The sequence below is a fragment of the Methylobacterium sp. E-041 genome (assembly GCF_022829665.1).
GTDB lineage: Bacteria > Pseudomonadota > Alphaproteobacteria > Rhizobiales > Beijerinckiaceae > Methylobacterium.
The window spans coordinates 85800-112465 of the sequence record NZ_JAKSYQ010000284.1; the positions used below are offsets into that span (position 1 = coordinate 85800).

Here is a 26666-nt window from a genome sequence, read left to right on the forward strand (position 1 = left end):
GGGCGCGTCAGCGAACGACGGCATTCCTTAACGCCGCCTAACCATATGCCCGCCGCCTCGAGACGAGCGCGGGCTCAGTCGGCCTTCGATTCAGCAGGCGCCGCCTCGGCGGACGTCGAGTCGGCCGACTTGGCGTCGGCCTTCCCGTCGCCGGCGTCGTCGGCTTCCTCGTCGGCGAAGAGCGTCTCCTTCGAGACGGGCTCCTCCACCAGCTTGACCTGGCCGAGGACGTGGTCGACGACCTTCTCCTCGAACAGCGGCGCCCGAAGCTCGGCGAGCGCCTGCGCATTCTTCCGGTAGAAATCCCAGACCTGCTGCTCCTGGCCCGGGAACTGCCGGACCCGGGCGATGAGGGCCTGGTTCACCTCTTCGTCGGAGACCTTGATATCGGCGCTCTCGCCGACCTGCGCAAGCACCAAGCCGAGGCGCACGCGACGCTCGGCGATCTTGCGGTACTCGGCGGTGGCCTTCTCCTCGGTGGTGTCCTCGTCCTCGAAGGTCTTGCCGCGGGCCTTCAAGTCCTGCTCGACCTGGGCCCAGACGCTGGCGAATTCCTGCGCGACGAGCGAGGGCGGCAGGTCGAAGGCGTAGCGGCCGTCGAGCGCGTCGAGGAGCTCTTTCTTGAGCTTGCGGCGCGAGGCCGCCTCGAAGTCGGTGCCGATCGCCTTGGCCACCGCCTCCTTGAGCGCGTCGAGGGAGTCGAGGCCCATGCCCTTGGCGAAGTCGTCGTCGATCTTGGCCTCGCCCGGGGCCTGGATCTTGGTGACGGTCACGTCGAACTCGGCGTCCTTGCCGGCGAGCTGCTCGGCGCCGTAGGCCTCCGGGAAGGTCGCCTTGACGAGGCGCTGCTCGCCGACCTTGGCGCCGACCAGCGCCTCCTCGAAGCCGGGGATGAAGGAGTTCGAGCCGAGCTCGAGATCGATGCCCTCGCCCTTGCCGCCCTCGAACTCGGTGCCGTCGATGCGGCCGACGAAGTCGATGGTGAGGCGGTCGCCGGTCTCGGCGGCCGCGCCGGCGTCGCGCTCGGTGAACGGGCGGCTCTGGCCGGCCATGCGCTCCAGCGCCTCGTTCACTTCGGTGTCCGAGGGGGTGGCGACCAGCTTCGTCAGGCTGACGTCGGAGAGGTCGGCGAGCTCGAAGCTCGGCAGCACCTCGAGGGCGACCTTGAACGAGAGGTCGGCCTTGGCGTCGAGCGCCTTCTCGACCACCGACTGGTCGGAGGGGAACTCGATCTGCGGCTCGAGGGCGAGCTTGAGGCCGTTGTCGGCGACGATCTTCTGGTTCGCCTCGTTGACGGCGTTCTGCACCACGTCGGCCATCACCGAGCGGCCGTAGACCTTGCGCAGGTGCGCCACCGGCACCTTGCCCGGCCGGAAGCCCTTGAGCTGGACCTTGTCCTTCATGCCCGACAGCTCGGTGTTCAGGCGATCCTCGAGCTCGCTCGCGGCGAGGGACACCTGAAACGTGCGCTTCAGCCCCTCGGAGTGTGTCTCGGTCACCTGCATCGTCGTCGCTCTCAAAGTCCGTGTGATCGTATGCGCGAGCATCCGGGTGCGGCCCTTGCTGAGGCCTGGCGGAGTCGCGGGTTCGGTACGGGGAAGCGGGACCGCGCGAGGCGAACGGCATCCGCTGGGCGGAGCCGGCCGCCCGCGTCCGCACAGGGATCGGCCGTTTCCGTTTCCGACGGCGGAGCTGGTGCGGGCGGAGGGGCTCGAACCCCCACGTCTTGCGACACTGGAACCTAAATCCAGCGCGTCTACCAGTTCCGCCACGCCCGCGAGCGCCGATGCCCGGCGCGTGTCCGGCCGCCGGAGGGCGGGTCTATAGCATGCGAGGCACAGGCCGCAGCAAAAAACTTGCGGGTCCGAAACGGTGGCGCCGCGCGGGGGCGGCGGCTACAAGCGGCGGCCCCGGAATCCGCCCCGGATTCCGCGCGCGCGCCCCGCCGCTCCGAGGTTCCATGCCGACAGCCCGATCCGCGCCGCCGACCGAATCTCGACACGGCGCGTCGCGTCGGGCGCTCTTCCTGGGAAGCGCCGCGTTCCTCCTGCTCCCGCGGGCCGGCCGGGCCCAGGGCAAGCCCGCGGCGCCTGCGCCGGGGGCGCCGACCGCGCCGCTGCCGGAGCCGCGCGCCGCGAAGGCGGCGCCGTCCAAGACGCGCTTCCGGCCCGAGCCCGCCCCCGAGACCGCCGTATGGTCGTTCGACGGGACCTCGGCGCCTCCGACGTTCCGGGTGAAGCTCGGCGAGGCCGTGCGCGTGCGGGTCGAGAACAGGACCGACAAGCCGCTCTCGCTGCACTGGCACGGGGTGCGCAACAAGAACGCCATGGACGGCGTCGGCGGCGTGACGCAGGCGCCGATCGCGCCCGGCGCCGACTTCACCTACGATTTCGTGCCGCCCGACGCCGGCACCTTCCTGGTCCGTCCGCTCGTGGTCGGCGGATCGAGCGAGCCGTCCGGCCGGGGCCTCGCCGGCTTCCTGATCGTGGAGGAGAAGGCGCCGCCCGCGGTCGAGGCCGACGTGTCGCTGCTGATGCAGGACTGGCGCCTGCAGGACGACGGCGCGCTGCTGCCCTTCGGCCAGACCGCGTTCGCGGCGAGCAACGGGCGGCTCGGCAACCTCGTGACCATCAACGGCGCCAACGTGCCGGCCACCTTCGAGGCGCGGCCGGGCAGCCGGATCCGGGTGCGGCTCGGCAACGCCTGCAACGCCCGGGCGACCCGCATCCGCTTCGAGGGCCTGAAGGTCTACGTCGCGGCCGTCGACGGCCAGCCGACCGACACGTTCGAGCCGCTGCGCGCGACGCTGCCGTTCCCGCCCGGCACCCGCTACGACCTGCTGATCGACCTGCCGGCGGAGGCCGACGCGAAGGGGGCGATCACCGCGCTGGTCGGCCAGGGCCTGCAGCTCGCCACCGTCGTCACCAAGGGCTCGGCCGTCACCGAGAAGCGGCCGCCGATCGGCCCGATCGGCGAGAACCCGCTGCTGCCGCGCGAGGTCAAGCTGCAGAACGCGCTGCGCCGCGACGTGGTGATCACCGGCGGCGCCAGCCTCTCGAAGGACAAGCCCGAGGCGGAGCCGGCCTATTCCGGGGACGCCAACCGGATCTGGTCGGTCAACGGCACCAGCGCGACCACGGGCCTCGCGCCGATCTTCACGGTGAAGCGCGGCCAGGTGGTGGTGCTGGCCTTGCGCAACGAGACCGCGTTCCCGCAGGCGCTGCACCTGCACGGCCACGTCTTCCGCCTGCTCCACCCCCTCGACGACGGCTGGGAGCCCTACTGGCTCGACACCTTCCAGCTCCTCGAAGGCCGCACCGCTCGCATCGCCTTCCAGGCCGACAATCCCGGCCGCTGGCTGATCAGCGCGACGGTGCTGGAGCGGTTCGACACCGGGCTGTGGACCTGCTTCGAGGTGACGTGACGCAGCCCGCTTCTTCCCTCCCCCCTTTGCGGGGCGAGGGAAAAGACCGTCGTCACCCTCCAAGCTCTTCCAGAACCCCCGCCAGCACCGCCGGCATCAACTCCGGAATATCCTCGGCGATCAGCCCCGGGCCGTGGCGCAGGCCGGCATCGCCGTGGAGCCAGGCCGCGGCGCAGGCCGCCTCGAACGGCGGCATGCCCTGGGCCAGGAGCCCCGCGACCAGGCCGGCGAGCACGTCGCCCGAGCCGGCGGTGCCGAGCCACGGCGTGGCGTGGTCGTTGATCGCGGCGCGGCCGTCGGGGGCGGCCACCACCGTGTCGGGGCCCTTGAGCACCACCACGGCGCCGACCCGTGCGGCGGCGCGGCGGGCCTGCTCGAGCTTGCCGACCTCCGCGACGGCGTCGGTGCCCGCGAACAGTTTCGCGAACTCGCCCGCATGCGGGGTCAGCACCGCCTTCGCGTCGCCGTCGGCGAGGTGGGCGGCGAGCAGGGCCGCCTGCTTGGCAAAGCTCGTCAGCGCATCGGCGTCGAGCACGAGGCCGCGCCCGGCGGCGGCCGCCACCGCGACGAGGTCGCGCGTCGCCTCGCCGACGCCGAGGCCGGGGCCCGCCAGGATCGCGTTGATGCGCTCGTCGGTGAGCAGGTCGTCGAGGTCGTCGGCGGAGTCGCACGGCCGCAGCATGATCGCGGTGAGGTGGGCGGCGTTCTCCGCCAGCGCCCGCTCCGGCGAGGCCACCGTGACGAGCCCGGCCCCGATCCGCAGCGCGCCGCGGGCGGCCAGCCGCGCCGCGCCGGTGCGGGTGGCCGGCCCCGACAGCACGAGGGCGTGGCCGCGGGTGTACTTGTGGCTCGCATCGGCGAGCCGCGGTAGGCGCGCGCCCCAGACCTCCGGTCCGTTGCGGAACGCCGGGGCGCCGACCGCGAGCCCGGCCGCGAACGCCGCCGGGCCGGTGCCGATCCCGGCGACGTGCAGCCGGCCGCACAGGCCGCGGCCGGGCTGCAGCCGGTGGCCGGGCTTCTCCGCGACGAACGTGACGGTCTCGACCGCCCGGAGCGCGAAGCCGCGGACGGCGCCGGTATCGCCGTCGACCCCGCTCGGCACGTCGACCGCCAGCACCGGGCGCCCGGACGCCGCGACCCGCTCGAGCGCATGGCGGGCCGGCCCTTCGAGGTCGCGCGACAGGCCGGCGCCGAACAGCGCGTCGACGACGAGGTCGGCGCGCGACGGATCGGCCTCCGCCAGGCCCAGCACCGTCCCGGTCCACGCCGCCGCGGCCTCGGCCGCATCGCCCGAGAGGGCGTCGCGGGGGCCGAGCAGGGCGAGATCGACGCCGTATCCGGCCTCGGCGAGCAGGCGGGCCGCGACGATCCCGTCGCCGCCGTTGTTGCCGGGGCCGCACAGGACGAGCACCCGGCCGCCCGGGGTCAGGTGTGCCCGCGCCCGCTCCGCCACCGCGGCGCCGGCCGCCCGCATCAGGGCGATGCCCGGCGTGCCCCCGGCGATCGCCGTCGCATCGACGGTTCTCATCGCGTCGACCGTCATCAGGCGTGAGCCGTCCATCGCGTCACTTCCGTCTCGTTCGAACCCACGCTGCCCGTGCACGGTCCAGCCGATGCCCAAACAATCGGCCCTCACAGCAAAATTGCCTAAACGATTTGCATTTCATGCAACCAGAATGGGCAGTTTCCCCGGGGGCGGGTTGAAAACGGCGTGGCGGCCGGACCGGTGGAGTGATAGAAATTCGGCATCATAGAGCGCAGGTTGGGCCGTCCGGCATGAAGAAGATCGAAGCGATCATCAAGCCCTTCAAGCTCGACGAGGTGAAGGAGGCGCTCCAGGAGGTCGGCCTCCAGGGCATCACCGTGATCGAGGCCAAGGGCTTCGGCCGCCAGAAGGGCCACACCGAGCTGTATCGCGGCGCGGAATACGTCGTCGACTTCCTGCCCAAGGTGAAGCTCGAGATCGTGCTCTCGGACGCGCTGGTCGAGGGCGCCGTCGAGGCGATCCGCAAGTCGGCCCAGACCGGCCGCATCGGCGACGGCAAGATCTTCGTCTCGACCATCGAGGAGGCGATCCGAATCCGCACCGGCGAGACCGGGCCGGACGCGATCTGAGCCCCGCGCCGGGAGGCGGCGCGTGAGCCTCGCTCCGCACCTGCGCAGCGTGGTGGAGGAGATCGCCTACGAGATGCGGCAGCGCTCCGACCGGGGCACGGTCGCGCGCTACATCCCCGAGCTCGCCCGCGTCGACCCGCAGGCCTTCGGCCTCGTCGTGATCGATGCCGACGGCACCATCGCCGCGGCCGGCGACAGCGAGACCCCGTTCTCGATCCAGAGCGTGTCGAAGGTCTTCACCCTGACGCTCGCGCTCGGCATGGTCGGCGACGCCCTGTGGAAGCGCGTCGGGCGCGAGCCCTCGGGCAGCCCGTTCAACTCGATCGTGCAGCTGGAGCGCGAGCAGGGCGTTCCGCGCAACCCCTTCATCAATGCCGGCGCGATCGCGGTGACCGACGTGATCCTGTCCGGCCACCAGCCGCGCGAGGCGCTGGGCGAGATCCTGCGCTTCATGCAGGCGCTGGCCAACGACCCGACCATCGCCATCGACGAGGCGGTGGCGGCGTCCGAGAAGCGCACCGGCTTCCGCAACGTGGCGCTGGCCAACTACATGAAGTCCTTCGGCGTGGTCGAGAACCCGGTCGACTACACGCTCGGCGTTTACTTCCACCATTGCGCGATCAGCATGTCGTGCCGGCAGCTCGCCACGGCGGGGCGCTTCCTGGCCCATTCCGGCCGGAACCCCGCCACCGGCCTGTCGGTGATCCCGCCCGAGCGCGCGCGCCGCATCAACGCGGTGATGCTGACCTGCGGCCACTACGACGGCTCGGGCGAGTTCGCCTACCGGGTCGGCCTGCCGGGCAAGAGCGGCGTCGGCGGCGGCATCCTGGCGATCGCCCCGGGCCGGGCCTCGATCGCGGTCTGGTCGCCCGGCCTCGACGAATCCGGCAACTCGCATCTCGGCCGGATCGCGCTGGAAAGCCTGACCAAGCGCATGGGCTGGTCGATCTTCGGCGCGTGAGCTCTCCGCGAAGCGCCGAAGGGCCTCCTCTCCCCTCCGGGAGAGGGGGGTCCGCGTTCCGACCGGCACGCGCCCGGGGAACGAAAGACGGCGCGGATCCGAAGACCCGCGCCGCCGCGTAAGGCCGAAATCCCGGACCTCAGTGGGTCGGAACCGACTCGACCGTCTTCAGGATCTGCGAGGCGATCTGGTAGGGGTCCCCCTGGCTGTTGGGACGGCGGTCTTCCAGATAGCCCTTGTAGTCGTTGTTGACGAAGGAGTGCGGCACGCGGATCGAGGCGCCGCGGTCGGCCACGCCGTAGGAGAACTGGTTGATCGCCGCGGTCTCGTGCTTGCCGGTCAGCCGCATGTGGTTGTCGGGGCCGTAGACGGCGATGTGGTCGTCGAGGTTCTCCTTGAACGCCGCCATCAGCTTCTCGAAGTATTCCTTGCCGCCGGTCTCGCGGAGGTAGGTGGTCGAGAAGTTGGCGTGCATGCCCGAGCCGTTCCAGTCGGTGTCGCCGAGCGGCTTGCAGTGGTACTCGACGTCGATGCCGTACTTCTCGCACAGGCGCTGCAGCAGGTAGCGCGCGACCCACATCTCGTCGGCGGCCTTCTTGGAGCCCTTGCCGAAGATCTGGAACTCCCACTGGCCCTTGGCCACCTCGGCGTTGATGCCCTCGTGGTTGATGCCGGCGTCGAGGCAGAGGTCGAGGTGCTCCTCGACGATCTGGCGCGCGATCGGGCCGACGTTCGAGTAGCCGGCGCCGCAATAGTACGGGCCCTGCGGCGCGGGGTAGCCGGTCGACGGGAAGCCGAGCGGGCGGCCGTCCTTGTAGAAGAAGTATTCCTGCTCGAAGCCGAACCAGGCGCCCGGGTCGTCGTGGATGGTGGCGCGCTTGTTCGACGGGTGCGGGGTCTTGCCGTCCGGCATCATCACTTCGCACATCACCAGCACGCCGTTCTTGCGCGTGGAATCGGGGAAGTGGCGCACGGGCTTGAGCATGCAGTCGGACGAGCCGCCCTCGGCCTGCAGGGTCGATGAGCCGTCGAAGCCCCAGAGCGGGAGCTGCTCGAGGGTCGGGAAGCCGTCGAAGTCCTTGATCTGGGTCTTGCCGCGAAGATTCGGGACCGGCGTGTACCCGTCGAGCCACAAATACTCGAGTTTGTATTTCGTCATTCCGAGTCTCTCGTCCGTTAACGATGAAAAGCCAGCGGGAACGGCAGCCGCTCCGGGGCTTCCGACGACCGAGACCCCGCTAGCAGGGACCGTGCCAGCGAAACGCCGTCCCGCCGGCGGTTCCCGTCCCCGCGCGGCCGAGGCAGTCAACTCCGCGTGAGCGTCGGGCTCGGAGGGGGCCGGTTCGCGCGGCTCGGGCGCGGGCGATGCGGCGGCACCGCCCGTCGTCCGAGGCGACGACGATTTCCCGGCCCCTTCGGTTGGCACGACGGCGTCGCGGGCTGTATGGAGCCCACGTCCGGCGCACGGCACGGTGCGGCGGCCCACGAATGTCAGGAGGACGTCCACGATGACGACAGCGGCCGAGGTGCTCAAGACCATCCGGGACAACGACGTCAAGTATGTCGACTTCCGGTTCACGGACCCGCGCGGCAAGTGGCAGCACGTCACCTTCGACGTCAGCCTGGTGGACGACGAGATCTTCGAGGAAGGCACGATGTTCGACGGCTCGTCGATCGCCGGCTGGAAGGCGATCAACGAATCCGACATGCTGCTGATGCCGGACCCGGCGACCGCCACGATGGACCCGTTCTTCTCGGCGGCCACCATGGTCATCGTCTGCGACGTGCTCGAGCCCTCGACCGGCGCGCCCTACCCGCGCGACCCGCGCGGCACCGCCAAGCTCGCCGAGGCCTATCTCAAGTCCACCGGCATCGGCGACACGATCTACGTCGGCCCGGAGGCCGAGTTCTTCGTCTTCGACGACGTGAAGTTCGGCGCCGACCCGTACCACACCGGCTTCCAGCTCGATTCGACCGAGCTGCCCACCAACGGCTTCACGGACTACGAGGGCGGCAACCTCGGCCACCGCGTCGCCACCAAGGGCGGCTACTTCCCGGTGCCGCCGCAGGATTCGGCCCAGGACATGCGCGGCGAGATGCTGGCCGCGATGCAGGGCATGGGCGTGAAGGTGGAGAAGCACCACCACGAGGTCGCCAGCGCCCAGCACGAGCTCGGCATGAAGTTCGACACGCTGACGCTGCTCGCCGACCACATGCAGATCTACAAGTACTGCATCCACAACGTGGCGCAGAGCTTCGGCAAGACCGCGACCTTCATGCCGAAGCCGGTCTTCGGCGACAACGGCTCGGGCATGCACGTGCACCAGTCGATCTGGAAGGACGGCAAGCCGATCTTCGCCGGCGACAAGTACGCCGGCCTCTCCCAGGAATGCCTGTGGTACATCGGCGGCATCATCAAGCACGCCAAGGCGCTGAACGCCTTCACCAACCCGTCGACCAACTCCTACAAGCGCCTGGTGCCGGGCTACGAGGCCCCCGTGCTGCTCGCCTACTCGGCGCGCAACCGCTCGGCCTCCTGCCGCATCCCGTGGACGAAGAGCCCGAAGGCCAAGCGCGTCGAGGTCCGCTTCCCCGATCCGATGGCCAACCCCTACCTCGCCTTCTCGGCGCTGCTGATGGCGGGGCTCGACGGCATCCTGAACAAGATCGATCCGGGCGCGGCCATGGACAAGGACCTCTACGACCTGCCCCCGCGCGAGCTAAAGAAGATCCCCACCGTCTGCGGCTCGTTGCGCGAGGCGCTGCAGAACCTCGACCGCGACCGCGCCTTCCTCAAGGCCGGCGACGTCTTCACCGACGACCAGATCGATTCGTTCATCGCCCTGAAGATGGAGGAGGTCATGCGCTACGAGATGACCCCGCACCCGGTCGAGTTCACGATGTACTACTCGCTCTAAGGCTGGGGCGGGCTCGACGCCCGCTCCCATCGCCCACGACGAAGCGCCGGAGCCTCCTCGAGGCTCCGGCGCTTCGCGTTTGAGAACCGCGATGAGAGCCTCGCTGTTCTGACTATCTTCCTATGTAGGAATATAGGAAGATCCGAGGGGTGCAGTCCATGGTGTCAGGCGCGACGGGCCTTTTGCGGGCGAGATGGCTGATCGCCGCGTACCGCGTGGAGGTCGCCTTCCTGCGGTTGCGCCTGTCGCTGCGTGCGTATCACGCCGACCAACCCCGCGTGCCGGCCGGGAACCCGAACGGGGGCCAATGGACGGATGGCGATACGGGCGACGGGCATGATTCCGCCGACGATGCGCGGATCGTTCACGTCTCGGACGATGCCGACCGCCGGTACAGGGTCTTGCTCTCCGAGGAAGAGGCGCGCGGCGGGCATACGCTTCGCGAGCATGTGGCAAGACGGATGCGGAGATGATGGGTCGCGTCCTGGCCAGCAGAAGGACGTTCCCGGTCATCAGTTACGGCCTGAAGCGCGATGGCTCGTTCGAGTCAGTGGAGACTGCGAACGACTTTGTCAATCGAACACTGGAGCAGAATGCTGCGGAGGTCGATGACGTCGCAACCGGTAGAAGAGACGATGCCTTCATAACATCCCGTTTCGGATAGAGAACCGGGCGGGAAGCCTACACTGCGGGGCAGCTCGAGCCGTATCTGCGCACGACCTACGGTGTCGGAATGTTCATCGTTCACGATCCGGGCAGTCCCCGCGGGTACCGCATCCATACCGCCTATCCGCGCAACGACTGAGATCGACATGCAGGCCGCCCCGGAATTCCTGACCTTTGCCCGCTGGTACATCCAGGCCATCGATCGCATCGCGCCGACGCTCGAGGAGATGTAGGATTTCGGTCTCAGACGTTTTCGTGGCGAGGAACGCGTCCGCCTGCGGCAGTTCATCGACCGGGCCGTCCGCGAGGCGTCCGACGCGACGTTGGAACGGCTGTGGAATGAGACGGACGCCGACATCTACTTCCCCACCGTGCAGGATCTCCGCGCCTTCCTGGCCGGCGCCCGCGACCGGCTCTGACCAGAGAATCCGAGGGATCGGGTCCGGACGCCGCAGAGGGAAGAGGGAAGACGCCATGGCGAAGCCGCGCCTCGAACCCACGTCGGAATTCCATCGGCTCGGCCTGGGTTTCTACCAGGACCTCGACACGACTGGGAAGACGGAAGACGAGGTCTGTGACATCGTGCTCGATCCGTTCACCGGCCAGGAGCGGATCCGCCTGCAGGACTTCCTCGACGGGATCACACGCGACGACGCCTCGGATGCCGAGCTGCTGCAATTAAGGTAGCTTGTATATCAAATATAATCGCAGTGCTGGTTTTTACTTGATCCATGACCTGAATTCGGCGCGTGGCTTTTGCGTCCGAGCCGCGCATCCACGGAGTGACGGGGATCGACATGCAGCAGCCACCGGAATTCGAGAAATTCTCACGACAATTTTATGCGGGCATATTGGACGGCGTTGAAACAGAAGCGGAATTAATCAATTCGGTCTTGTCCCCATTCTCAAATCCGCAACAACGCGCGCGCCTGCGTTCGTATCTCGATGAGATAACGCGGGATCATGTAGACGATAGGGAGCTGCAAGAAATCTGGTGGTCGTCGTCCGCAGACACCGTGTTTCGTGATAGCGCTGGGCTGCGTGAGTTGTTGAGAAGAGCGCGAGATCGGCTCTGATATCTGGCCCGAGTTCATCCTTGCGATGCGCGATCCCTCCTATAAAATCTCCATATCCCGCACGATCCGCCATCGATTGCAGATTTTGTGTTTCCATTTAAAGAAGGCTGGAGTTGCTGCATCTCGATGATTGCATAGCTAAAATTCGCAAATCACACATATCAGATCACTGTTTATCGGCGCAATAAACGTCGTGTTGGCGTCGAGTCGAGACATGACCCGACTTCCCCGAGCGGATTTCTTATCCGGGCCGCATTTCCCCCTGCAGAAGGCAGCCGAAATGAAGCTGTCTGCGGAATTTTGTGATTTCAGCCTGCAATTTTATCAGGATCTTCTCGACGACGTGTCGAGCGAAGAGGAAATGATCCGTACCGTTTTATCGCCGTTGAAGGATGCGGAAAAACGCGCAAGACTGAGGGAATATCTCAGCTCGATCACCGCAGACGAATTTTCAGATGAAGACTTGCGGAAACTGTGGTGGTCCTCCTCCGCCGATATCGTGTTTCACGACGGCGCCGAGCTGAGAGGTTTTCTCAAACGGGTGCGGGACAGATCGTAACGCCCGCCTCGGGAGCCGGCAGGGCAGCTCGGAACCGGCGAAGGCTGTCGATGATAGGGATGCGGTAGAAGTCACGGCAGGTTGCCGAGGCCTGAAGCGTGTCATGGAAGCATGGTGATCGTCCGACGGTGAAGAACGGATCCTTCCCCGGACCCGTCCGGGTTTCGAAAGGCCCGAGATCTTTCGCGGGTGCGGGCCAGGGCCCTGCATGATCCTCGGGGCTCGGCCCCGAGCCCCCGCCAAAGGGATGATCCCTTTGGAATCCCCCGGTTTGTGGTTCTATGATCAGGGGTGGGATCGATCGTCGTCACGGTCAATCACGCCCCCTCGGAATGCGTTGCCGGTCGCTTTGGGACCCTGATCGTTCGAATCGGCGGATCGATCCATGCTCACCCTCGACCACCTTGTCATCGTCGCACCGGATCTCGCCGCGGGCGTGGCTCATGTCCGCGACGGCCTCGGCGTCGACATGCCCGAGGGCGGGCGCCACCGCGAGATGGCGACCCGCAACCATCTGCTGCGCCTCGGCCCGGCGACCTTCCTCGAGGTGATCGCGGTGGACGCGGCGGCCGCGCCGCCCGGCCGCCCGCGCTGGTTCGGCCTCGACGACAGCGCCCGCGTGCGGGCCGACTGGGAGGCCGGCCGGCGCCTGCGCGGCTGGGTCGCCCGCACCGGCGACCTCGACGGCCTGCTCGGGCGCCATCCCGGCCTGTTCGGCGATGCGCTGGCCGTCAGCCGCGGCGCCCTGCGCTGGCGCTTCGCCGTGCGCCGCGACGGCGCCTGGCCCGAGGACGGCGCCCTGCCCTGCCCGATGACGTGGGGCGAAGGCCCGCACCCGGCCGGCGCGATGCCCGATCTCGGCTGCCGGCTCGCCGGCCTCACCCTCACGCACCCCGATCTTGACCGGATCGCCGCCCTGTACCGGACGCTTCGGCTCGCGGACGCGCCGGCGGTCCGGGCCGGGGCGTTCGGCTACCGCGCCGAGATCGCGACGCCCCACGGCCTGCGCGTGCTATCCTGACGGGCAGCGCGATCGGCGCGTCGTTCCGGCCCCCTGCAGGAGATTGTCCCATGGCCCTCGTCTGCCCGGTGATCCTCGGCTCCGTCCGCTCCGACCGGCAGGGTCTTCGCGTCGCGCGATTCCTGATCGCCGAGCTGGAGCGGCGCGGCTGGGAGGCGCCGCTGGTCGACCCCGCCGAGCTGCAGCTGCCGCTGCTCGACCGGATGTACAAGGAGCACCCGAAGGGCGAGGCGCCGCCGAAGCTCGAGGCGCTGGCGGCGCTCTACCGCCGGGCCGACGCCTTCGCCGTGGTCTCGGCCGAGTACAACCATTCGGTGCCGCCGGCCCTGTCGAACACCCTCGACCACTTCCTGGAGGAGTATTACTGGCGGCCCTCGGCGATCTGCTGCTACTCGGCCGGGCAGTACGGCGGCGTGCGCGCGGCGATGCAGCTCCGGGCGATGCTGGCCGAGCTCGGCATGCCGAGCATCCCCTTGCTGCTGCCGGTGCCGCGGGTCGGCAAGGCGCTGGACGAGGCGGGCACGGCCGCCGAGCCGTGGCTGACCAAGGCCGCCGGCAAGTTCCTCGACGAGCTGGCCTGGTACGCCGAGGCGCTGAAGGCCCAGCGGCAGAAGGGCACGCCGTACTGAGCGCCGAGTGGCACCGCGATTGCCACGCGCCGGGGACCGCGGGTCGCAGGACGGGCGTGGCATCAACGAGAGCTGGGCATGAACGAGAGCGTGGAACGGGTCCGGGACGCCCTGGCCGAGCTGATCAAGGCGGCGCTGATCTCCGACGACCGGACGAGCCTTGCCTGCCGCGACGCGGCGCGGGAGAAGCTCGCGGCGCTGGCGGCCGACCCGCCGGAGGCGGCATCGCTGCGCATCGACGGCGCCTGGACCCTAGCGATCAAGGCGGCCGAGGCGCCGGAGCTCCAGCCGGCCGAGGGCCAGGTGAACCTGACCCTGCCGCGGGCCGCGCCGTTCGCCCTCGAGGACCTGATCGCGCCGGGCTTCGACGTCGACGCCGCCGTCGAGACGATCCGCAAGTCGGCCTCCACCGGCTAGAGCATCGTCCGTGATCCAGGGATCGCGGACGATGCTCTGTCCTGTCGTGAGGCCGTATTGTCTTCACGCGGGCCGGGATCCGCCCCGCTTGAAAATGCTCACCGAGCGGAGACCGGCGACCGACGCCTGTCGAGGGCCGGCGGCGCCGATGTTGCTCCGGATCGGGCGCAGCACCATGTTGGGGAACAGACGCGCGGTCCTCGATCGCGATCCCCGAACAGAACCGTCGCCGCGCGCGGCGCGAGCGAGCTGAACAGCCTTTGGCCAAACGCATCAACACCCAGGCGGGGGAGCCGTCCCTCCCCTCGCGCGAGCAGATCGTCGCCTTCATCGCGCAGGCGACCGACACGGTCGGCAAGCGCGAGATCGCGCAGGCCTTCGGCATCAAGGGCGCCGACAAGATCGGCTTGAAGCGCATCCTCAAGGAGATCGAGGAGGACGGCGACATCGCCCGCGGGCGCGGCGGCCTGTCGAAGGCCGGGCGCCTGCCGCCGGTGGTGCTGGCCGACATCCGCTCGCGCGACCGCAACGGCGACTTCCTGGCGTTTCCCGCCGAGTGGGATGCCGGCAAGGGCGATGGGACGGGCGACGGGACGGGCAAGCCGCCGACCATCGTGCTCCACGCGCCGCGCGGCGGCCGCAAGCCGCGGGGCCTGACCGCCGGCATCGGCGACCGCGCCCTGCTCAGGGTCGAGCCCGACGGCGCCGACGGGCGCTACACCGGCCGCGTCGTCAAGGTGATCGGCAAGAACAAGGCCGAGATCATCGGCGTGTTCCGCGAGGGCGCCCAAGGTGGCCGCATCGTGCCGGTGGAGAAGCGCTCGCAGGGCCGCGAGATCCTGATCCCGCCCGGCGAGGAGGGCGAGGCCCGCGAGGGCGACCTCGTCAGCGTCACGCTGGAGCGCGAGACCCGCTTCGGGCTGCCGCGCGGCCGGGTGCGCGAGCGCCTCGGCTCGCTCGGCTCCGAGAAGGCGGTGAGCCTGATCGCGCTGCACCTCCATCACATCCCGCACGTGTTCACGGAGGCGACGCTGGCCGAGGCCGACGCGGCCAAGCCCGCCACTATGAAGGGCCGCGAGGATTGGCGCGACCGCCCGCTGCTGACCATCGATCCGCCCGACGCCAAGGACCACGACGACGCGGTGATGGCGCAAGCCGACGACGACGCCGGCAACCCCGGCGGCTTCGTCGTCACCGTGGCGATCGCCGACGTCGCGGCCTACGTCCGCCCCGGCTCGGCCCTCGACCGCGAGGCGCTGGAGCGCGGCAACTCGGTCTACTTCCCCGACCGGGTCGTGCCGATGCTGCCCGAGCGCATCTCCAACGACCTGTGCTCGCTCCGCGAGGGCGAGGACCGCCCGGCGCTGGCGGTGCGGATGGTGGTCGCCGCCGACGGGACGAAGCGCAAGCACACGTTCCACCGGGTGATGATGCGCTCGCGCGCCAAGCTCTCCTACGCCCAGGCGCAGGCCGCCATCGACGGGCACGGTGACGACGCCGCGAATGCGCTGCTCGACACGGCGCTCCGCCCGCTCTGGGCCGCCTACGCGGCGCTCCGCGAGGCGCGCGACCGGCGCGGCCCGCTGGCGCTCGACCTGCCGGAGCGCAAGGTGCTGCTGACCCCGGACGGCGCGGTCGACCGGGTGATCGTGCCGGAGCGCCTCGACGCGCACCGGCTGATCGAGGAGTTCATGATCCAGGCCAACGTCGCGGCGGCCGAGACGCTCGAGGGCGCGCGCCAGGCGCTGATCTACCGGGTGCACGACGAGCCGGCGATCGAGAAGATGCGCGCGCTCGGCGAGGTGCTCGCCTCGGTCGGCGTCAAGCTGCCGAAGGAGGGCGCGCTCCGGCCGGCCCTGTTCAACCGCATCCTCGCGGCGGTGGCCGAGACCGAGCACGCGCTGTTCATCAACGAGGTGGTGCTGCGCAGCCAGGCCCAGGCCGTCTACGGCTCGGAGAATCTCGGGCATTTCGGGCTGAACCTGCGCCGCTACGCCCACTTCACCTCGCCGATCCGGCGCTACGCCGACCTCATCGTCCACCGGGCGTTGATCGCTGCCGGGCGCATGGGCACGGACGGGCTCTCGCCGGACGTGACGGCCGCCGACCTCGCGCAGGTCGGCGAGCAGATCTCGGCGGCCGAGCGCCGGGCCATGGCGGCCGAGCGCGAGACCATCGACCGGCTGATCGCCCACCACCTCGCCGACCGGGTCGGCGCGACCTTCCACGGCCAGATCGCCGGCGTGACGCGGGCCGGGCTGTTCATCAAGCTGGCCGATACCGGCGCGGACGGCTTCGTGCCGATCTCGACGCTGGGCGCCGACTACTTCCGCCACGAGGAGGGCCGCCACGCGCTGGTCGGCGAGCGCACCGGCGAGACCTTCCGGCTGGGCGACAAGGTCGAGGTGAAGCTCGTCGAGGCCGCCCCCGTCGCCGGCGCGCTGCGCTTCGAGCTTTTGTCGGAAGGGCGCACCCGGGCGGGAACCAAGGCCTCCGGCACCCAGGCGCCCGGCGGCCGCGCCTTCAAGGCCGCCCCGAGCGGCCGCCCCGCCGGCATCCGCAACGCGGGCACGCGTCACCGCGGCTCGCGCCGGTGAGGCGGCAGGGTGTATGGTGACGGCATGATGCGCGAGCCCCCCACCCGTACCGGCCTGGTCCGCTCGATGGCGCGGGGCTTCGTCGGCCGCTGCCCGCATTGCGGGGAGGGCCGGATCTTCGGGCGCTACCTCAAGGTCCGGCCCGAATGCGACGCGTGCGGGCTCGAGCTACACCATCACCGCGCCGACGACCTGCCGCCCTACCTGGTGATCTTCGTGGTCGCCCACGTGATCGGCTACCTGATCCTCGAATCGGAGCTGAACTACGACGTGCCGCTCTGGGTCTCGCTCAGCGTCTGGCCGGTGGTGACGCTGGCGCTGGCGCTCGGGCTGCTCCAGCCGGTGAAGGGCGCGGTGGTCGGGCTGCAATACGCGCTTGGCATGCACGGCTTCGCCACGCTACCGGGAGCTAAGCCCGACGCGGGGCCGGAGGACGCGCACCTTGACCGACCCGGCCTCGACGGCGCGTCCCCCCTCCGGCCCTAAGCCGAAACCGTCCGCGGCCTTGCGCCCGCGCGACGCCGCGACGCTGATCGTGCTCGACCGCCGCACCCGCGCGCCGAAGGTGCTGATGGGGCGGCGCAACGCCGGCCTCGCCTTCATGCCGAGCAAGTTCGTGTTTCCCGGCGGGCGGATCGAGGCGAGCGACAGGCGCATGCCGGTGGCCGGCGCGCTGCCCGACTACGCCGAGGCCGCGCTGACCCGGCAGGTGGCGCGCCCGCCCCACCATCTCGGCCGCGCGCTGGCGCTCGCCGCCATCCGCGAGACCTTCGAGGAGACCGGCCTGCTCGTCGGCACCCGCGAATACGGGCCGCCGGAGGAGGTGCCGGCCGGCTGGGAGGCCTTCGCCGCCCACGGCGTGCTACCGGACCTCGAGGCGCTGCACTTCGTCGCCCGCGCGATCACGCCGCCGAAGCGCGTGCGCCGCTTCGACACCCGCTTCTTCACGGTCGACCGCCGCGCCATCGCCGCCGAGGAGCCGGGCCGGGTCTCGGAGGCGTCGGAACTCACCGAGCTCGCCTGGTTCACCTTCGCCGCCGCGCGCAAGCTCGACCTGCCGACCATCACCGGCATGATCCTCGACGAGCTGGAAGCCCAGGTCGCGGTCGACTTCGCGCCCTACCGCCCGATCCCGTTCCACGCCGAGCGCCGCGGCCGGCGCGAGCGCACGGTGCTGTAGGGCTCGGGCCGCGGGGCGCCCGAGCGGGTCCCCACCTTGACGGCCCCGGCCCGATCGGGCATTCACCCGCCGGTATTCGGCCGGCCACGCCCGGCCCTTTTGCGTTTCGCGCTTGCGGAATGCCGCGAAGCCCCAGGAGCGCCCGCCATGGCCAAGGCCGTCACCGTCAAGATCAAGCTCGTCTCCACCGCCGACACGGGCTACTTCTACGTCACCAAGAAGAACTCCCGCACGCAGACCGAGAAGCTGACGCAGCGCAAGTACGACCCGGTCGTGCGCAAGCACGTCGACTTCAAGGAGTCGAAGATCAAGTAAGCGTTTCGGTCCGGCAGCCCGGATCGGACGACGAGGCCGCCCCCGACCGGGGCGGCCTTTTTCGTGCACGCCGGTGCGGCGCTCCTACAGGTCCGGCGCGTCGAGCGTCTTCGCCAATGTCCGGGCGATGGCGACCAGCGCCGTGATCATCGGGGTGGAGGGCTCGCGCCGCGGCGCCACCAGGCCGATCGTGTGCTCCAGCTCCGGCGCGACGATCGGGATCGCGCGCACACCGACCATCGGCCCGAGGGCGTCGGCGAGGATCGCCGGCATCACGCTCGCCCACTTGAGCGTGCGGACATGGGTCATCAGCACGATCATCGAGTTCGATTCGAGCGAGGCCGAGGGCTCGCCGCCCGCGTCGCGGATCTGCTGGTCGATGATGCGCCGGTTCTGCATGTTCGGCGTGAGCAGGCACAGCGGCAGGCGGCCGATCTCGGCCCAGGTCACCGAGGCGCGCGCGTCGAAGGCGCCGCCTTCCGCGGTCAGCAGCCGGTAGCGCTCGCGGTAGAGCGGCACCGAGATCACCCGGCCGAGCGGCTCGTTGTCGAGGTAGGTCAGGCCGGCATCGGCCTCCAGGTTCTCGATCAACGAGAAGATGTCGGCCGAGGTGGTCGATTCCACCGTCAGCCGCACGTCGGGGTGCTTCTCGCGGTAGGGCGTGGTGAGGTTGGCCACCATCGGCAGCGCGGTCGGGATCGCGGCGATGCGCAGGTGCCCGGTGAGGCCGCGGCGCAGGCCCGCCACGTCCTCGTGCATGGCGCGGCTGTCGGCGACGATGCGCCGGCCCCATTCGAGCACGCGCTCGCCCTCCGGGGTGAAGCCCTGGAAGCGCGAGCCGCGCCGCACCAGCTGCACCCCGAAGCGGTTCTCGAGCTGCTTCACCCCCGCCGACAGGGTCTGCTGGGTGACGCCGCAGGTCTCGGCGGCGCGCCCGAAATGCTGCTCCCGCGAGAGCGCGAGCAGGAAGTCGAGCTTGTCGATCATGGCACCCTCCCCGGCGGCGTGCCGGGAAGGCTATACCCATTCGGCCGGCCGCGCCCGCTCAGCGGAACAGGATCAGCGCCTTGGCCAGCGTCGTCCACACGCCCCAGGCGATCGGGATGCCGACGACGGCCCAGGCGGCGAGCGCCGCCAGGCCGAAGCCGCCGCGGCCGATGCCGAAGGAGCCCGAGGGGATCGTCCCCGCCGCGCCCCGGCTGTTCAGCGCCGCCACGTCGGCGTCCGACATGAACCACTTGGCCTTGAGCGGGCGCACCAGCAGGTTGGCGACGAAGCCGAGCGCCAGCATGCCGGCGAGGATGTACATGGTGCCGTCGTAGAGGCGCGAGCCGGCGACGCCGGCATCGACCTGCGCCTGGCGGATGTAGTTGACCACCACCGGCCCGACGATGCCGGCCGTCGACCACGCGGTGAGCAGCCGCCCGTGGATCGCGCCGACGAACTGCGTGCCGAAGATGTCGGCGAGATAGGCCGGCACCGTGGCGAAGCCGCCGCCGTACATCGACAGGATGACGCAGAACGCGAGCACGAACAGCGCCTGCGAGCCGGCGGCGGCGAAGGACGGCGCGCCGGCATAGAGCGCGATGCCGAGCGCGAAGAAGATCGCGTAGGTGGTCTTGCGCCCGAGCTTGTCCGACATCGAGGCCCAGAAGAAGCGGCCGCCGATGTTGAACAGCGACAGCAGCCCGACGAAGCCCGCCGCGATCGCGGCGACCTGCGCCTTCTGGCCGGCCTCGAGGGCGGAAAAGCCGACATCCGGCGCGCCGACGAGGCGGCCGCCGAAGATCTCCTGCAGCATCGGCGAGGCGATGCCGATGACGCCGATCCCGGCCGAGACGTTGAGGCACAGCACCGCCCAGATCAGCCAGAACTGCGCGGTCTTGTGCGCGTCGTCGAGGTGGACCTGGCCGTTGGTGATCATCCCCGCCTTGGCCGGCGCCGGGCTCCAGCCCTCGGGCTTCCAGCCGGCCGGCGGCACGCGGTAGCCGAGCGCGCCGGCCATCATGAACACGAAGTAACCGGCGGCCATCACCAGGAAGGTCTGCCACACGCCGACCGAGGTCGGCGACTTGAACGCGTCCATCAGCATCGCCGCCAGCGGCGAGCCGATCAGCGCGCCGCCGCCGAACCCCATGATCGCCATGCCGGTGGCCATGCCGCGCCGGTCCGGGAACCACTTGATCAGGGTCGAGACCGGCGAGATGTAGCCGAGCCCGAGGCCGATGCCGCCGATCACGCCCGAGCCGAGCCACATCATCCAGAGCTGATGGGTGACGATGCCCAGCGCCGAGATCGCCATGCCGCCGCACCAGCACAAAGCCGCGGCGATGCCGGCCTTGCGCGGCCCCGCCCGCTCGAGCCAGCCGCCGAACACCGCGGCCGAGGCCCCGAGGAAGACGAAGAACAGGGTGTACATCCAGCCGAGATCGGCCACCCGCCAGTCGCAGGTGGTGGTCACCAGCGCGGTCGCCAGCGACATGTCCGGGCAGGCCTTCGACGCGGTGATGCCGAGGGCGCGCGAGAGCGGCAGCCAGAACACCGAGAAGCCGTAGGCCATGCCGATGCAGAGGTGGATCGCCAGGGCCGCCGGCGGCACGAGCCAGCGGTTGAACCCGGGTTTCGCGACGATGTATTCGCGCGACAACCAGGATGTCGGCCGCTCGCGCAGCAAGGTGACGTCGGCGGTCCGTGCGGTCATCGGTGAGGTTCCCCCGAAGCGGCCCTGTTGGGCGGGCCGTCAATCGAGGTGAATTCTAAGGATTGAATTCAAGCGCGACTATGCGCGGATGTCGACGAGTCGGACGTTTCATCCGTCCGATCGTGACAAAACCGCGCCGGCGTCAACCGGCGTCGCTCGCACCTTCGCCGAGCTTCTGCGGATCGCGGGTGGCGGACCGCACCGGGCTCTCGGCCTCGGTCCGGCCCTCGCGCATCGCGCGGACCACGAGCGGATCGACCCGCTCGCCCATCGCCGGCAGGCAGGCCTCGAGGCTCGCGAGCATCTTCGGGGTCCAGAACGCGACCACGTGCTTGTGGATGCCGGTCACGGCCTCGTCGTCCGGGTAGGACCGGAAGAAGGACGCGATCTGGTTGGCCATCCGCACCAGCTTCTCGTCGCTCGTCAGCGCGCTCATCGAAAACCTTTGCTTGCCTGCGTTGCCGAACGATGCGCGAGCAGCGCGTGTCCCTCCCCCCGCAGAGGGGGGAGGGAAAGGCCTGCCGCTACTCCGCCGCGTCGAGCTGCTGCGCGATGCGGGTGAGCGAGAAGTCCTCCTCGTAGAACTTCGCCTGCCAGTCCGACGGGCGGTTGGTGCGCCGGACCTGCACCGCCGTGACCTTGTACTCGGGGCAGTTGGTCGCCCAGTCCGAGAAGTCCGTCGTGATGACGTTCGCGCCGGTCTTGGCGTGATGGAAGGTGGTGTAGACCACGCCCGGCTGCATCCGCTCGGTGATGCGCGCCTTGAGCGCGATGTCGCCCGACCGGCTCTCCAGCGAGACCAGGTCGCCGTCGACCACGCCGCGGACCTCGGCGTCGAACGGGTGGATCTCCAGCACGTCCTCCTCGTGCCAGCGCGAGTTCTCGGTGCGCCGGGTCTGCGCGCCGACATTGTACTGCGACAGGATCCGGCCGGTGGTGAGGATGAGCGGGAACTTCGCCCCCGTGCGCTCCTCGGTGGCCACGAACTCGGTGATCATGAACCGGCCGAGGCCGCGCACGAACCGGTCGACGTGCATCATCGGCGTGCCCATCGGCGCCTTGTCGTTGCAGGGCCACTGCACCGAGCCGAGCTCGTCGAGCTTGGCGAAGGAGACGCCGGCGAAGCTCGGCGTCAGCGCCGCGATCTCGTCCATGATCTCCGACGGATGGCTGTAGTCCATCTCGTAGCCCAGCGCCTTGGAGAGCAGGATCGTGCCCTCCCAGTCGCCGTAGCCGCCCATCGGCGGCATCACCTTGCGCACGCGCGAGATCCGGCGCTCGGCGTTGGTGAAGGTGCCGTCCTTCTCCAGGAACGAGGCGCCCGGCAGGAAGACGTGGGCGTACTTGGCGGTCTCGTTCAGGAACAGGTCCTGGATGACGATGCACTCCATCGCCATCAGGCCGGACGTGACGTGGTGGGTGTCCGGGTCCGACTGGGCGATGTCCTCGCCCTGGATGTACATGCCCTTGAAGGCGCCATCGACGGCCTCGTCGAGCATGTTGGTGATGCGCAGGCCCGGCGCGTTGTCGAGCTTGGCCCCCCAGAGCGCCTCGAAGCTCTCGCGGGTGGCGTCGTCCGAGACGTGGCGGTAGCCCGGCAGCTCGTGCGGGAACGAGCCCATGTCGCAGGAGCCCTGGACGTTGTTCTGGCCGCGCAGCGGGTTCACGCCGGCGCCGAGCTTGCCGATGTTGCCGGTGGCCATGGCGATGTTGGCCATGCCCATCACCATGGTCGAGCCCTGGCTGTGCTCGGTGACGCCGAGGCCGTAGTAGATGCCGGCGTTGCCGCCGGTGGCGTAGAGCCGGGCGGCGGCGCGGAGCTCAACGGGGTCGATGCCGGTGTATTGCGCCTGCGCCTCCGGCGAGTGGCGCTCGTCGGCGATGAAGCGGGCCCAGGACTCGAACTCGGCGAGGTCGCAGCGCTCGCGCACGTAGGCCTCGTCGATCAGCCCCTCGGTGACGATCACGTGCGCCATCGAGTTGATGAAGGCGACGTTGGAGCCGGGCTTCAGCGGCAGGTGGTGCGTCGCCTTGATGTGGGGCGACTTCACCAGGTCGATCTTGCGCGGGTCGGCGACGATGAGCTTGGCGCCCTGGCGCAGGCGCCGCTTCATCCGCGAGCCGAAGACCGGGTGGCCGTCGGTCGGGTTGGCGCCGATCACCAGGATCACGTCGGACTGCTCGACCGACTTGAAGTCCTGCGTGCCGGCCGAGGTGCCGAGCGTCGACATCAGGCCGTAGCCGGTCGGCGAGTGGCAGACGCGGGCGCAGGTGTCGACGTTGTTGTTGCCGAAGGCGGCGCGCACCAGCTTCTGGACGAGGTAGGCCTCCTCGTTGGTGCAGCGCGACGAGGTGATGCCGCCGACCGAGTCCCGGCCGTAGGTCGCCTGGATGCGCTTGAACTCGGAGGCCGCGCGGCCGATCGCCTCCTCCCACGACACTTCGCGCCACGGATCCGTGATCTTCTCGCGGATCATCGGCTTGGTGATGCGGTCCTTGTGGGTGGCGTAGCCGTAGGCGAAGCGGCCCTTGACGCAGCTGTGGCCCTCGTTGGCCTTGCCGCCCTTGTAGGGCACCATGCGGATGATCTTGGTGCCCTGCATCTCCGCCTTGAACGAGCAGCCGACGCCGCAATAGGCGCAGGTCGTGACCTCCGAATGCTCGGGCTGGCCGTGCTCGTGGATCGACTTCTCCTGGAGCGTCGCGGTCGGGCAGGCCTGCACGCAGGCGCCGCAGGACACGCACTCGGATTCCATGAAGTTGGTGTTGCCGGCCGCCACGCGGCTGTCGAAGCCGCGGCCCTCGATGGTGAGCGCGAAGGTGCCCTGCACCTCCTCGCAGGCGCGGACGCAGCGGTTGCAGACGATGCACTTCGACGGATCGTAGGTGAAGTACGGGTTCGACTCGTCCTTCGGCAGGTACTTCTCGGCGGTGGGCACGACGTGGTTGTCGCCGTCGTAGCCGTAGCGCACGTCGCGCAGGCCCACGATCCCGGCCATGTCCTGCAGCTCGCAGTCGCCGTTGGCGGCGCAGGTCAGGCAGGTCAGCGGGTGGTCGGAGATGTAGAGCTCCATCACGCCCTTGCGGAGCTTGGCGAGCTTGTCGGTCTGCGTCCGCACCACCATGCCGTTTTCGGCCGGCGTGGTGCAGGAGGCCGGCGTGCCGCGCCGCCCCTCGATCTCCACGAGGCAGAGGCGGCAGGAGCCGAACGGCTCCAGCGAGTCCGTCGCGCACAGCTTCGGGATCTGCGTGCCCGCCGTCATCGCGGCGGCCATCACCGACGTTCCGGCCGGGACGGTGACGTCCATGCCGTCGATGCTCAGCGTCACCGTCTGATCGCTGACGCGGATCGGGGTGCCGTAGTCGATCTCTTTGATGAGGGCCATGGACGCCTCCCTATTCCGCCGCGACGGGCAGGTCGCCCGCGCGCGAAAAGTCTTCGGGGAAATGGGTGATCGCGCTCATCACGGGCATCGGCGTGAGCCCGCCCATGGCGCAGAGCGAACCGTCGGTCATGACCTCGCAGAGGTCGGCGATGACGGTGAGGTTCTTCTCCGGGCTGATCCCGGCGATGACCTTGTCCATCGTCTCGACGCCGCGGGTCGCGCCGATGCGGCACGGGGTGCACTTGCCGCAGGATTCCGTGGCGCAGAACTCGAAGGCGAAGCGGGCCTGCTTCGCCATGTCGACGGTGTCGTCGAACACGACGATGCCGCCGTGGCCGACGAGACCCTTGTTGGCCGCCATCGCCTCGTAATCGAGGGGCGTGTCGAGCAGGTGATCGGGGAAATAGGCCCCGAGCGGGCCGCCGACCTGGACCGCGCGGACCGGGCGGCCGGAGAAGGTGCCGCCGCCGTAGCCCTCGATCACCTCGCGCAGCGTGATGCCGAAGGCGGTCTCGATCAGCCCGCCGTGCTTCACGTTGCCGGCGAGCTGGATCGGCAGGGTGCCGAGCGAGCGGCCCATGCCGTAATCGGCGTAGGCCTTGGCGCCGTGCTCCAGGATCCAGGGCGTCGCCGTGAAGGTCATCACGTTGTTGACGAGCGTCGGCTGGCCGAGGAAGCCCTTCAGCGCCGGGATCGGCGGCTTGGCGCGGACGATGCCGCGCTTGCCCTCGAGGCTCTCCAGCAACGAGGTCTCCTCGCCGCAGATGTAGGCGCCGGCGCCGAGCCGGACCTCGAGGTGGAAGCTCTTGCCCGAGCCCATCACGTCGTCGCCGAGGACGCCCGCCGCGATGCCGTTGGCGATGGCCTCCTTCAGCGTCGCGAAGGCCTGCGGGTACTCGGAGCGCAGGTAGATGTAGCCCCGCGTCGCGCCGACGGCGACGGCGGCGATGGTCATGCCCTCGATGAGGTTGAAGGGGTCGCCCTCCATCATCATCCGGTCGGCGAAGGTGCCGGAATCGCCCTCGTCGGCGTTGCAGACCACGTATTTCTGGTGCGACTGCGCCAGCATCACCGTGTTCCACTTGATGCCGGCGGGAAAGCCGGCGCCGCCGCGGCCGCGCAGGCCGGATTCGCGGACCTCGCCGACGGTGCCCTCGGGGCCGAGCCGCAACGCGGCCTCGAGGCCGCGATAGCCGCCATGGGCCTTGTAGTCGTCGACCGAGACCGGATCGATCACGCCGCAGCGGTGGAAGGTGAGCCGCTGCTGGCGGGCCAGGAACGGGATCGCCTCCGGGTCGCCGAGGCGGAGCGGGTGGTCGCCGCCCTCCGCCAGGCCGGCATCGAGGAGCGCGTCGACGTCGGCGGGCGTCACCGGGCCGTAGGCGACGCGGCCCTCGGGGGTCGCGACCTCGACCATCGGCTCGAGCCAGAACAGGCCGCGCGAGCCGGTGCGGACGATCGACACGTCGAGGCCGCGGCGCTCGGCGCCGGAGAACAGCGCGCGGGCGACGCGGTTGGCGCCGAGGCCGAGGGCCACGGCGTCGCGGGGGACGTAGAGGGTGATGCTCATGGGGGTGCTCATGCGCGCGCCTCGCTGAGGGCCGCGTCGAGGCTGTCGGCGGTGAGGCGTGCGATCGGCTCGCCGTCCACCAGCGCCGCCGGGGCGTTGGAGCACAGGCCGAGGCAGTAGACCGGCTCGACCGTCGCGTTCCCGTCGGCGGTGGTGCCGTGCCAGCCGGTGCCGAGGCGCGACAGGATCTCGGCGTGCAGCCGGTCCGAGCCCATGGCCTGGCAGGCCTCGGCGCGGCACAGCTTCACCGCGTGCCGGCCGGTCGGGTGGGCGCGGAAGTCGTGATAGAAGGTGATGCAGCCGTGGACCTCGGCCCGCGACAGGTTGAGCGCATCGGCGATCAGCGGCACCGCGCCGGCATCGACGTAGCCGAAGGTCTGCTGCAGCGCGTGCAGGATCGGAAGGGTGGCGCCTTCCAGGTGACGGTGCTCGGCGATGATCCCGGAAGCGCGCTGCGCATCCCAGGGCTCGAAACGCGGCATGATTTCCTGCCCAGATTGTTCCCGTTCTAAGTGGCGACTGGAACAGAAATGCCGATTGCATTCAATCGTGCAGATCGGTCGCTCGACAAAGGTCTTCTGTCGAAATCGGGGGTCCGGCCCTTTGCTTCCCTACGGACGAACCCGCGAGCGCGGCATTTTCAACGCGTCCGATTTGTCATGCTGCACCGCAACAGAACGGAGCGTCGGAGCGCACGTCATGCTGCCGTGCACTAAACTACCGGTTCGCATTCCGGCCTCAACCCTCGGATGGTTCGGCCCGCGTTCGTCTGCAACCATCGACGGGCACACCGAAACTTTCTTTTCGCCGGCATGAAACCCTGGACCAAAGCACGACTTGACAAGCCCTAAGGGCAGTCTTGGAGCTGTCCGTCAGGCTTACGACGGCGCTGGCAACAGGATGAATAGGGCGCCGAAGGTGACGAATTCCATGGTCAAGAGCGATCTCCACCCGCCGCATTCCGGGCCCGGGTCCGATCCGGTGCTCTACGGGGTGGCCGCCGGGCTCGCCGAGCTGTTCCCGCCGGTGACGGCGCACCCGCGCCCGGTCCACGATCGCGACCGGGCCGAGACCGACGAGCCCGACCAGGACTGAGGCGACGCGCCCCGAGCGCGAAACCCGACGCGTCTT

At 69.6% G+C, this 26666-nt stretch carries 25 protein-coding genes and 1 tRNA gene; 16 read left to right on the plus strand and 10 right to left on the minus strand.

Annotated features, from left to right (window positions below; translation table 11 throughout):
* Positions 1 to 74 precede the first annotated feature (74 nt).
* A complete protein-coding gene (tig, locus tag MKK70_RS25380) occupies positions 75 to 1505 on the minus strand; it encodes a trigger factor (protein ID WP_147727614.1) in 1431 nt (476 codons plus the stop codon).
* Positions 1506 to 1693: 188 nt separating this feature from the next.
* Positions 1694 to 1778, minus strand: a tRNA-Leu gene (locus tag MKK70_RS25385).
* Positions 1779 to 1960: 182 nt separating this feature from the next.
* On the opposite strand from MKK70_RS25385, the gene MKK70_RS25390 reads away from it, so the two are divergent.
* Positions 1961 to 3424, plus strand: coding sequence for a multicopper oxidase family protein (locus MKK70_RS25390; RefSeq protein WP_243950678.1), 1464 nt, complete (start codon positions 1961 to 1963; stop codon positions 3422 to 3424).
* A gap of 52 nt (positions 3425 to 3476) precedes the next feature.
* Here the strand turns inward: MKK70_RS25390 and MKK70_RS25395 are convergent, their stop codons facing one another.
* The gene (locus MKK70_RS25395) at positions 3477 to 4985 is read right to left on the minus strand and encodes an NAD(P)H-hydrate dehydratase (RefSeq protein WP_243950680.1); all 1509 of its coding nucleotides are present in this window, start codon (positions 4983 to 4985) and stop codon (positions 3477 to 3479) included.
* A 215-nt stretch (positions 4986 to 5200) separates the two neighbouring features.
* Here MKK70_RS25395 and MKK70_RS25400 point away from each other — a divergent pair, with 215 nt between their 5' ends.
* On the plus strand, positions 5201 to 5539 hold the full coding sequence (locus MKK70_RS25400) for a P-II family nitrogen regulator (RefSeq protein WP_147727910.1): 339 nt from the start codon (positions 5201 to 5203) through the stop codon (positions 5537 to 5539).
* Positions 5540 to 5561: 22 nt separating this feature from the next.
* Positions 5562 to 6500 (plus strand): glutaminase, encoded by a 939-nt coding sequence (locus MKK70_RS25405; RefSeq protein WP_147727911.1) that lies wholly within the window; start codon positions 5562 to 5564, stop codon positions 6498 to 6500.
* A 139-nt stretch (positions 6501 to 6639) separates the two neighbouring features.
* On the opposite strand, the gene MKK70_RS25410 is transcribed toward MKK70_RS25405, so the two are convergent.
* A complete protein-coding gene (locus MKK70_RS25410) occupies positions 6640 to 7659 on the minus strand; it encodes a glutamine synthetase beta-grasp domain-containing protein (protein WP_147727912.1) in 1020 nt (339 codons plus the stop codon).
* A gap of 349 nt (positions 7660 to 8008) precedes the next feature.
* Here MKK70_RS25410 and glnA point away from each other — a divergent pair, with 349 nt between their 5' ends.
* The 12 genes from glnA (at position 8009) to rpmG (ending at position 17878) form a co-directional block, all read left to right on the plus strand.
* Entirely contained in the window at positions 8009 to 9418 is a 1410-nt protein-coding gene (gene glnA, locus MKK70_RS25415) for a type I glutamate--ammonia ligase (protein ID WP_147727913.1), read from the plus strand.
* Positions 9419 to 9567: 149 nt separating this feature from the next.
* Positions 9568 to 9891: a hypothetical protein gene (locus tag MKK70_RS25420; protein ID WP_243950682.1), complete on the plus strand. Its 324-nt coding sequence runs from the start codon at positions 9568 to 9570 to the stop codon at positions 9889 to 9891.
* Positions 9892 to 10558: 667 nt separating this feature from the next.
* Positions 10559 to 10771: a hypothetical protein gene (locus tag MKK70_RS25425; protein WP_147843853.1), complete on the plus strand. Its 213-nt coding sequence runs from the start codon at positions 10559 to 10561 to the stop codon at positions 10769 to 10771.
* A 110-nt stretch (positions 10772 to 10881) separates the two neighbouring features.
* On the plus strand, positions 10882 to 11160 hold the full coding sequence (locus tag MKK70_RS25430) for a hypothetical protein (protein WP_243950684.1): 279 nt from the start codon (positions 10882 to 10884) through the stop codon (positions 11158 to 11160).
* A gap of 214 nt (positions 11161 to 11374) precedes the next feature.
* A complete protein-coding gene (locus MKK70_RS25435) occupies positions 11375 to 11719 on the plus strand; it encodes a hypothetical protein (RefSeq protein WP_243950686.1) in 345 nt (114 codons plus the stop codon).
* 385 nt (positions 11720 to 12104) lie between these two features.
* Positions 12105 to 12740 (plus strand): VOC family protein, encoded by a 636-nt coding sequence (locus MKK70_RS25440; RefSeq protein ID WP_243950687.1) that lies wholly within the window; start codon positions 12105 to 12107, stop codon positions 12738 to 12740.
* A 50-nt stretch (positions 12741 to 12790) separates the two neighbouring features.
* Entirely contained in the window at positions 12791 to 13369 is a 579-nt protein-coding gene (locus tag MKK70_RS25445; protein ID WP_243950689.1) for an NADPH-dependent FMN reductase, read from the plus strand.
* Between the two features lie 78 nt (positions 13370 to 13447).
* Positions 13448 to 13786 (plus strand): hypothetical protein, encoded by a 339-nt coding sequence (locus MKK70_RS25450; RefSeq protein WP_147728935.1) that lies wholly within the window; start codon positions 13448 to 13450, stop codon positions 13784 to 13786.
* A gap of 260 nt (positions 13787 to 14046) precedes the next feature.
* A complete protein-coding gene (gene rnr, locus MKK70_RS25455; RefSeq protein WP_243950691.1) occupies positions 14047 to 16383 on the plus strand; it encodes a ribonuclease R in 2337 nt (778 codons plus the stop codon).
* 24 nt (positions 16384 to 16407) lie between these two features.
* Entirely contained in the window at positions 16408 to 16869 is a 462-nt protein-coding gene (locus tag MKK70_RS25460) for a DUF983 domain-containing protein (protein ID WP_243950693.1), read from the plus strand.
* Complete coding sequence (locus MKK70_RS25465; RefSeq protein ID WP_405044189.1) at positions 16826 to 17563, plus strand: NUDIX hydrolase; 738 nt, start codon at positions 16826 to 16828, stop codon at positions 17561 to 17563. Before MKK70_RS25460 ends, MKK70_RS25465 begins: the two co-directional genes overlap by 44 nt.
* 147 nt (positions 17564 to 17710) lie before the next feature.
* Positions 17711 to 17878 (plus strand): 50S ribosomal protein L33, encoded by a 168-nt coding sequence (gene rpmG / locus MKK70_RS25470; protein WP_147726819.1) that lies wholly within the window; start codon positions 17711 to 17713, stop codon positions 17876 to 17878.
* Positions 17879 to 17962: 84 nt separating this feature from the next.
* On the opposite strand, the gene MKK70_RS25475 is transcribed toward rpmG, so the two are convergent.
* From MKK70_RS25475 to MKK70_RS25500, 6 genes are all read right to left on the minus strand, one after another.
* Complete coding sequence (locus tag MKK70_RS25475) at positions 17963 to 18865, minus strand: LysR family transcriptional regulator (RefSeq protein WP_147726817.1); 903 nt, start codon at positions 18863 to 18865, stop codon at positions 17963 to 17965.
* A 58-nt stretch (positions 18866 to 18923) separates the two neighbouring features.
* Positions 18924 to 20579, minus strand: a complete 1656-nt coding sequence (locus tag MKK70_RS25480; protein WP_147726816.1) for an OFA family MFS transporter — start codon at positions 20577 to 20579, stop codon at positions 18924 to 18926.
* 142 nt (positions 20580 to 20721) lie between these two features.
* A complete protein-coding gene (locus MKK70_RS25485; protein ID WP_147726813.1) occupies positions 20722 to 21015 on the minus strand; it encodes a formate dehydrogenase subunit delta in 294 nt (97 codons plus the stop codon).
* An 88-nt stretch (positions 21016 to 21103) separates the two neighbouring features.
* Positions 21104 to 23965 carry a formate dehydrogenase subunit alpha gene (fdhF, locus tag MKK70_RS25490; protein WP_147726811.1) on the minus strand — a complete coding sequence of 954 codons (2862 nt, stop codon included), beginning with the start codon at positions 23963 to 23965 and terminating at the stop codon, positions 21104 to 21106.
* A gap of 10 nt (positions 23966 to 23975) precedes the next feature.
* The gene (locus tag MKK70_RS25495) at positions 23976 to 25535 is read right to left on the minus strand and encodes a formate dehydrogenase beta subunit (RefSeq protein WP_243933720.1); all 1560 of its coding nucleotides are present in this window, start codon (positions 25533 to 25535) and stop codon (positions 23976 to 23978) included.
* An 8-nt stretch (positions 25536 to 25543) separates the two neighbouring features.
* A complete protein-coding gene (locus MKK70_RS25500) occupies positions 25544 to 26017 on the minus strand; it encodes a formate dehydrogenase subunit gamma (protein WP_243950696.1) in 474 nt (157 codons plus the stop codon).
* 448 nt (positions 26018 to 26465) lie between these two features.
* Here MKK70_RS25500 and MKK70_RS25505 point away from each other — a divergent pair, with 448 nt between their 5' ends.
* Positions 26466 to 26630 (plus strand): hypothetical protein, encoded by a 165-nt coding sequence (locus MKK70_RS25505; RefSeq protein WP_243933661.1) that lies wholly within the window; start codon positions 26466 to 26468, stop codon positions 26628 to 26630.
* Positions 26631 to 26666 lie beyond the last annotated feature (36 nt).

Excerpts from the sequence above, each read along its gene's own strand:
- MKK70_RS25475 (WP_147726817.1), bottom strand. The coding sequence starts at position 18,865 with ATGATCGACAAGCTCGACTTCCTGCTCGCGCTCTCGCGGGAGCAGCAT.
- fdhF (WP_147726811.1), bottom strand. The coding sequence starts at position 23,965 with ATGGCCCTCATCAAAGAGATCGACTACGGCACCCCGATCCGCGTCAGC.
- MKK70_RS25450 (WP_147728935.1), top strand. The coding sequence starts at position 13,448 with ATGAACGAGAGCGTGGAACGGGTCCGGGACGCCCTGGCCGAGCTGATC.
- MKK70_RS25500 (WP_243950696.1), bottom strand. The coding sequence starts at position 26,017 with ATGCCGCGTTTCGAGCCCTGGGATGCGCAGCGCGCTTCCGGGATCATC.
- MKK70_RS25390 (WP_243950678.1), top strand. The coding sequence starts at position 1,961 with ATGCCGACAGCCCGATCCGCGCCGCCGACCGAATCTCGACACGGCGCG.
- MKK70_RS25445 (WP_243950689.1), top strand. The coding sequence starts at position 12,791 with ATGGCCCTCGTCTGCCCGGTGATCCTCGGCTCCGTCCGCTCCGACCGG.
- MKK70_RS25460 (WP_243950693.1), top strand. The coding sequence starts at position 16,408 with ATGATGCGCGAGCCCCCCACCCGTACCGGCCTGGTCCGCTCGATGGCG.
- MKK70_RS25505 (WP_243933661.1), top strand. The coding sequence starts at position 26,466 with ATGGTCAAGAGCGATCTCCACCCGCCGCATTCCGGGCCCGGGTCCGAT.
- MKK70_RS25425 (WP_147843853.1), top strand. The coding sequence starts at position 10,559 with ATGGCGAAGCCGCGCCTCGAACCCACGTCGGAATTCCATCGGCTCGGC.
- MKK70_RS25430 (WP_243950684.1), top strand. The coding sequence starts at position 10,882 with ATGCAGCAGCCACCGGAATTCGAGAAATTCTCACGACAATTTTATGCG.
- MKK70_RS25485 (WP_147726813.1), bottom strand. The coding sequence starts at position 21,015 with ATGAGCGCGCTGACGAGCGACGAGAAGCTGGTGCGGATGGCCAACCAG.
- MKK70_RS25440 (WP_243950687.1), top strand. The coding sequence starts at position 12,105 with ATGCTCACCCTCGACCACCTTGTCATCGTCGCACCGGATCTCGCCGCG.
- rpmG (WP_147726819.1), top strand. The coding sequence starts at position 17,711 with ATGGCCAAGGCCGTCACCGTCAAGATCAAGCTCGTCTCCACCGCCGAC.
- MKK70_RS25410 (WP_147727912.1), bottom strand. The coding sequence starts at position 7,659 with ATGACGAAATACAAACTCGAGTATTTGTGGCTCGACGGGTACACGCCG.
- MKK70_RS25480 (WP_147726816.1), bottom strand. The coding sequence starts at position 20,579 with ATGACCGCACGGACCGCCGACGTCACCTTGCTGCGCGAGCGGCCGACA.
- MKK70_RS25400 (WP_147727910.1), top strand. The coding sequence starts at position 5,201 with ATGAAGAAGATCGAAGCGATCATCAAGCCCTTCAAGCTCGACGAGGTG.
- MKK70_RS25435 (WP_243950686.1), top strand. The coding sequence starts at position 11,375 with ATGACCCGACTTCCCCGAGCGGATTTCTTATCCGGGCCGCATTTCCCC.
- glnA (WP_147727913.1), top strand. The coding sequence starts at position 8,009 with ATGACGACAGCGGCCGAGGTGCTCAAGACCATCCGGGACAACGACGTC.
- MKK70_RS25395 (WP_243950680.1), bottom strand. The coding sequence starts at position 4,985 with ATGGACGGCTCACGCCTGATGACGGTCGACGCGATGAGAACCGTCGAT.
- tig (WP_147727614.1), bottom strand. The coding sequence starts at position 1,505 with ATGCAGGTGACCGAGACACACTCCGAGGGGCTGAAGCGCACGTTTCAG.
- MKK70_RS25495 (WP_243933720.1), bottom strand. The coding sequence starts at position 25,535 with ATGAGCATCACCCTCTACGTCCCCCGCGACGCCGTGGCCCTCGGCCTC.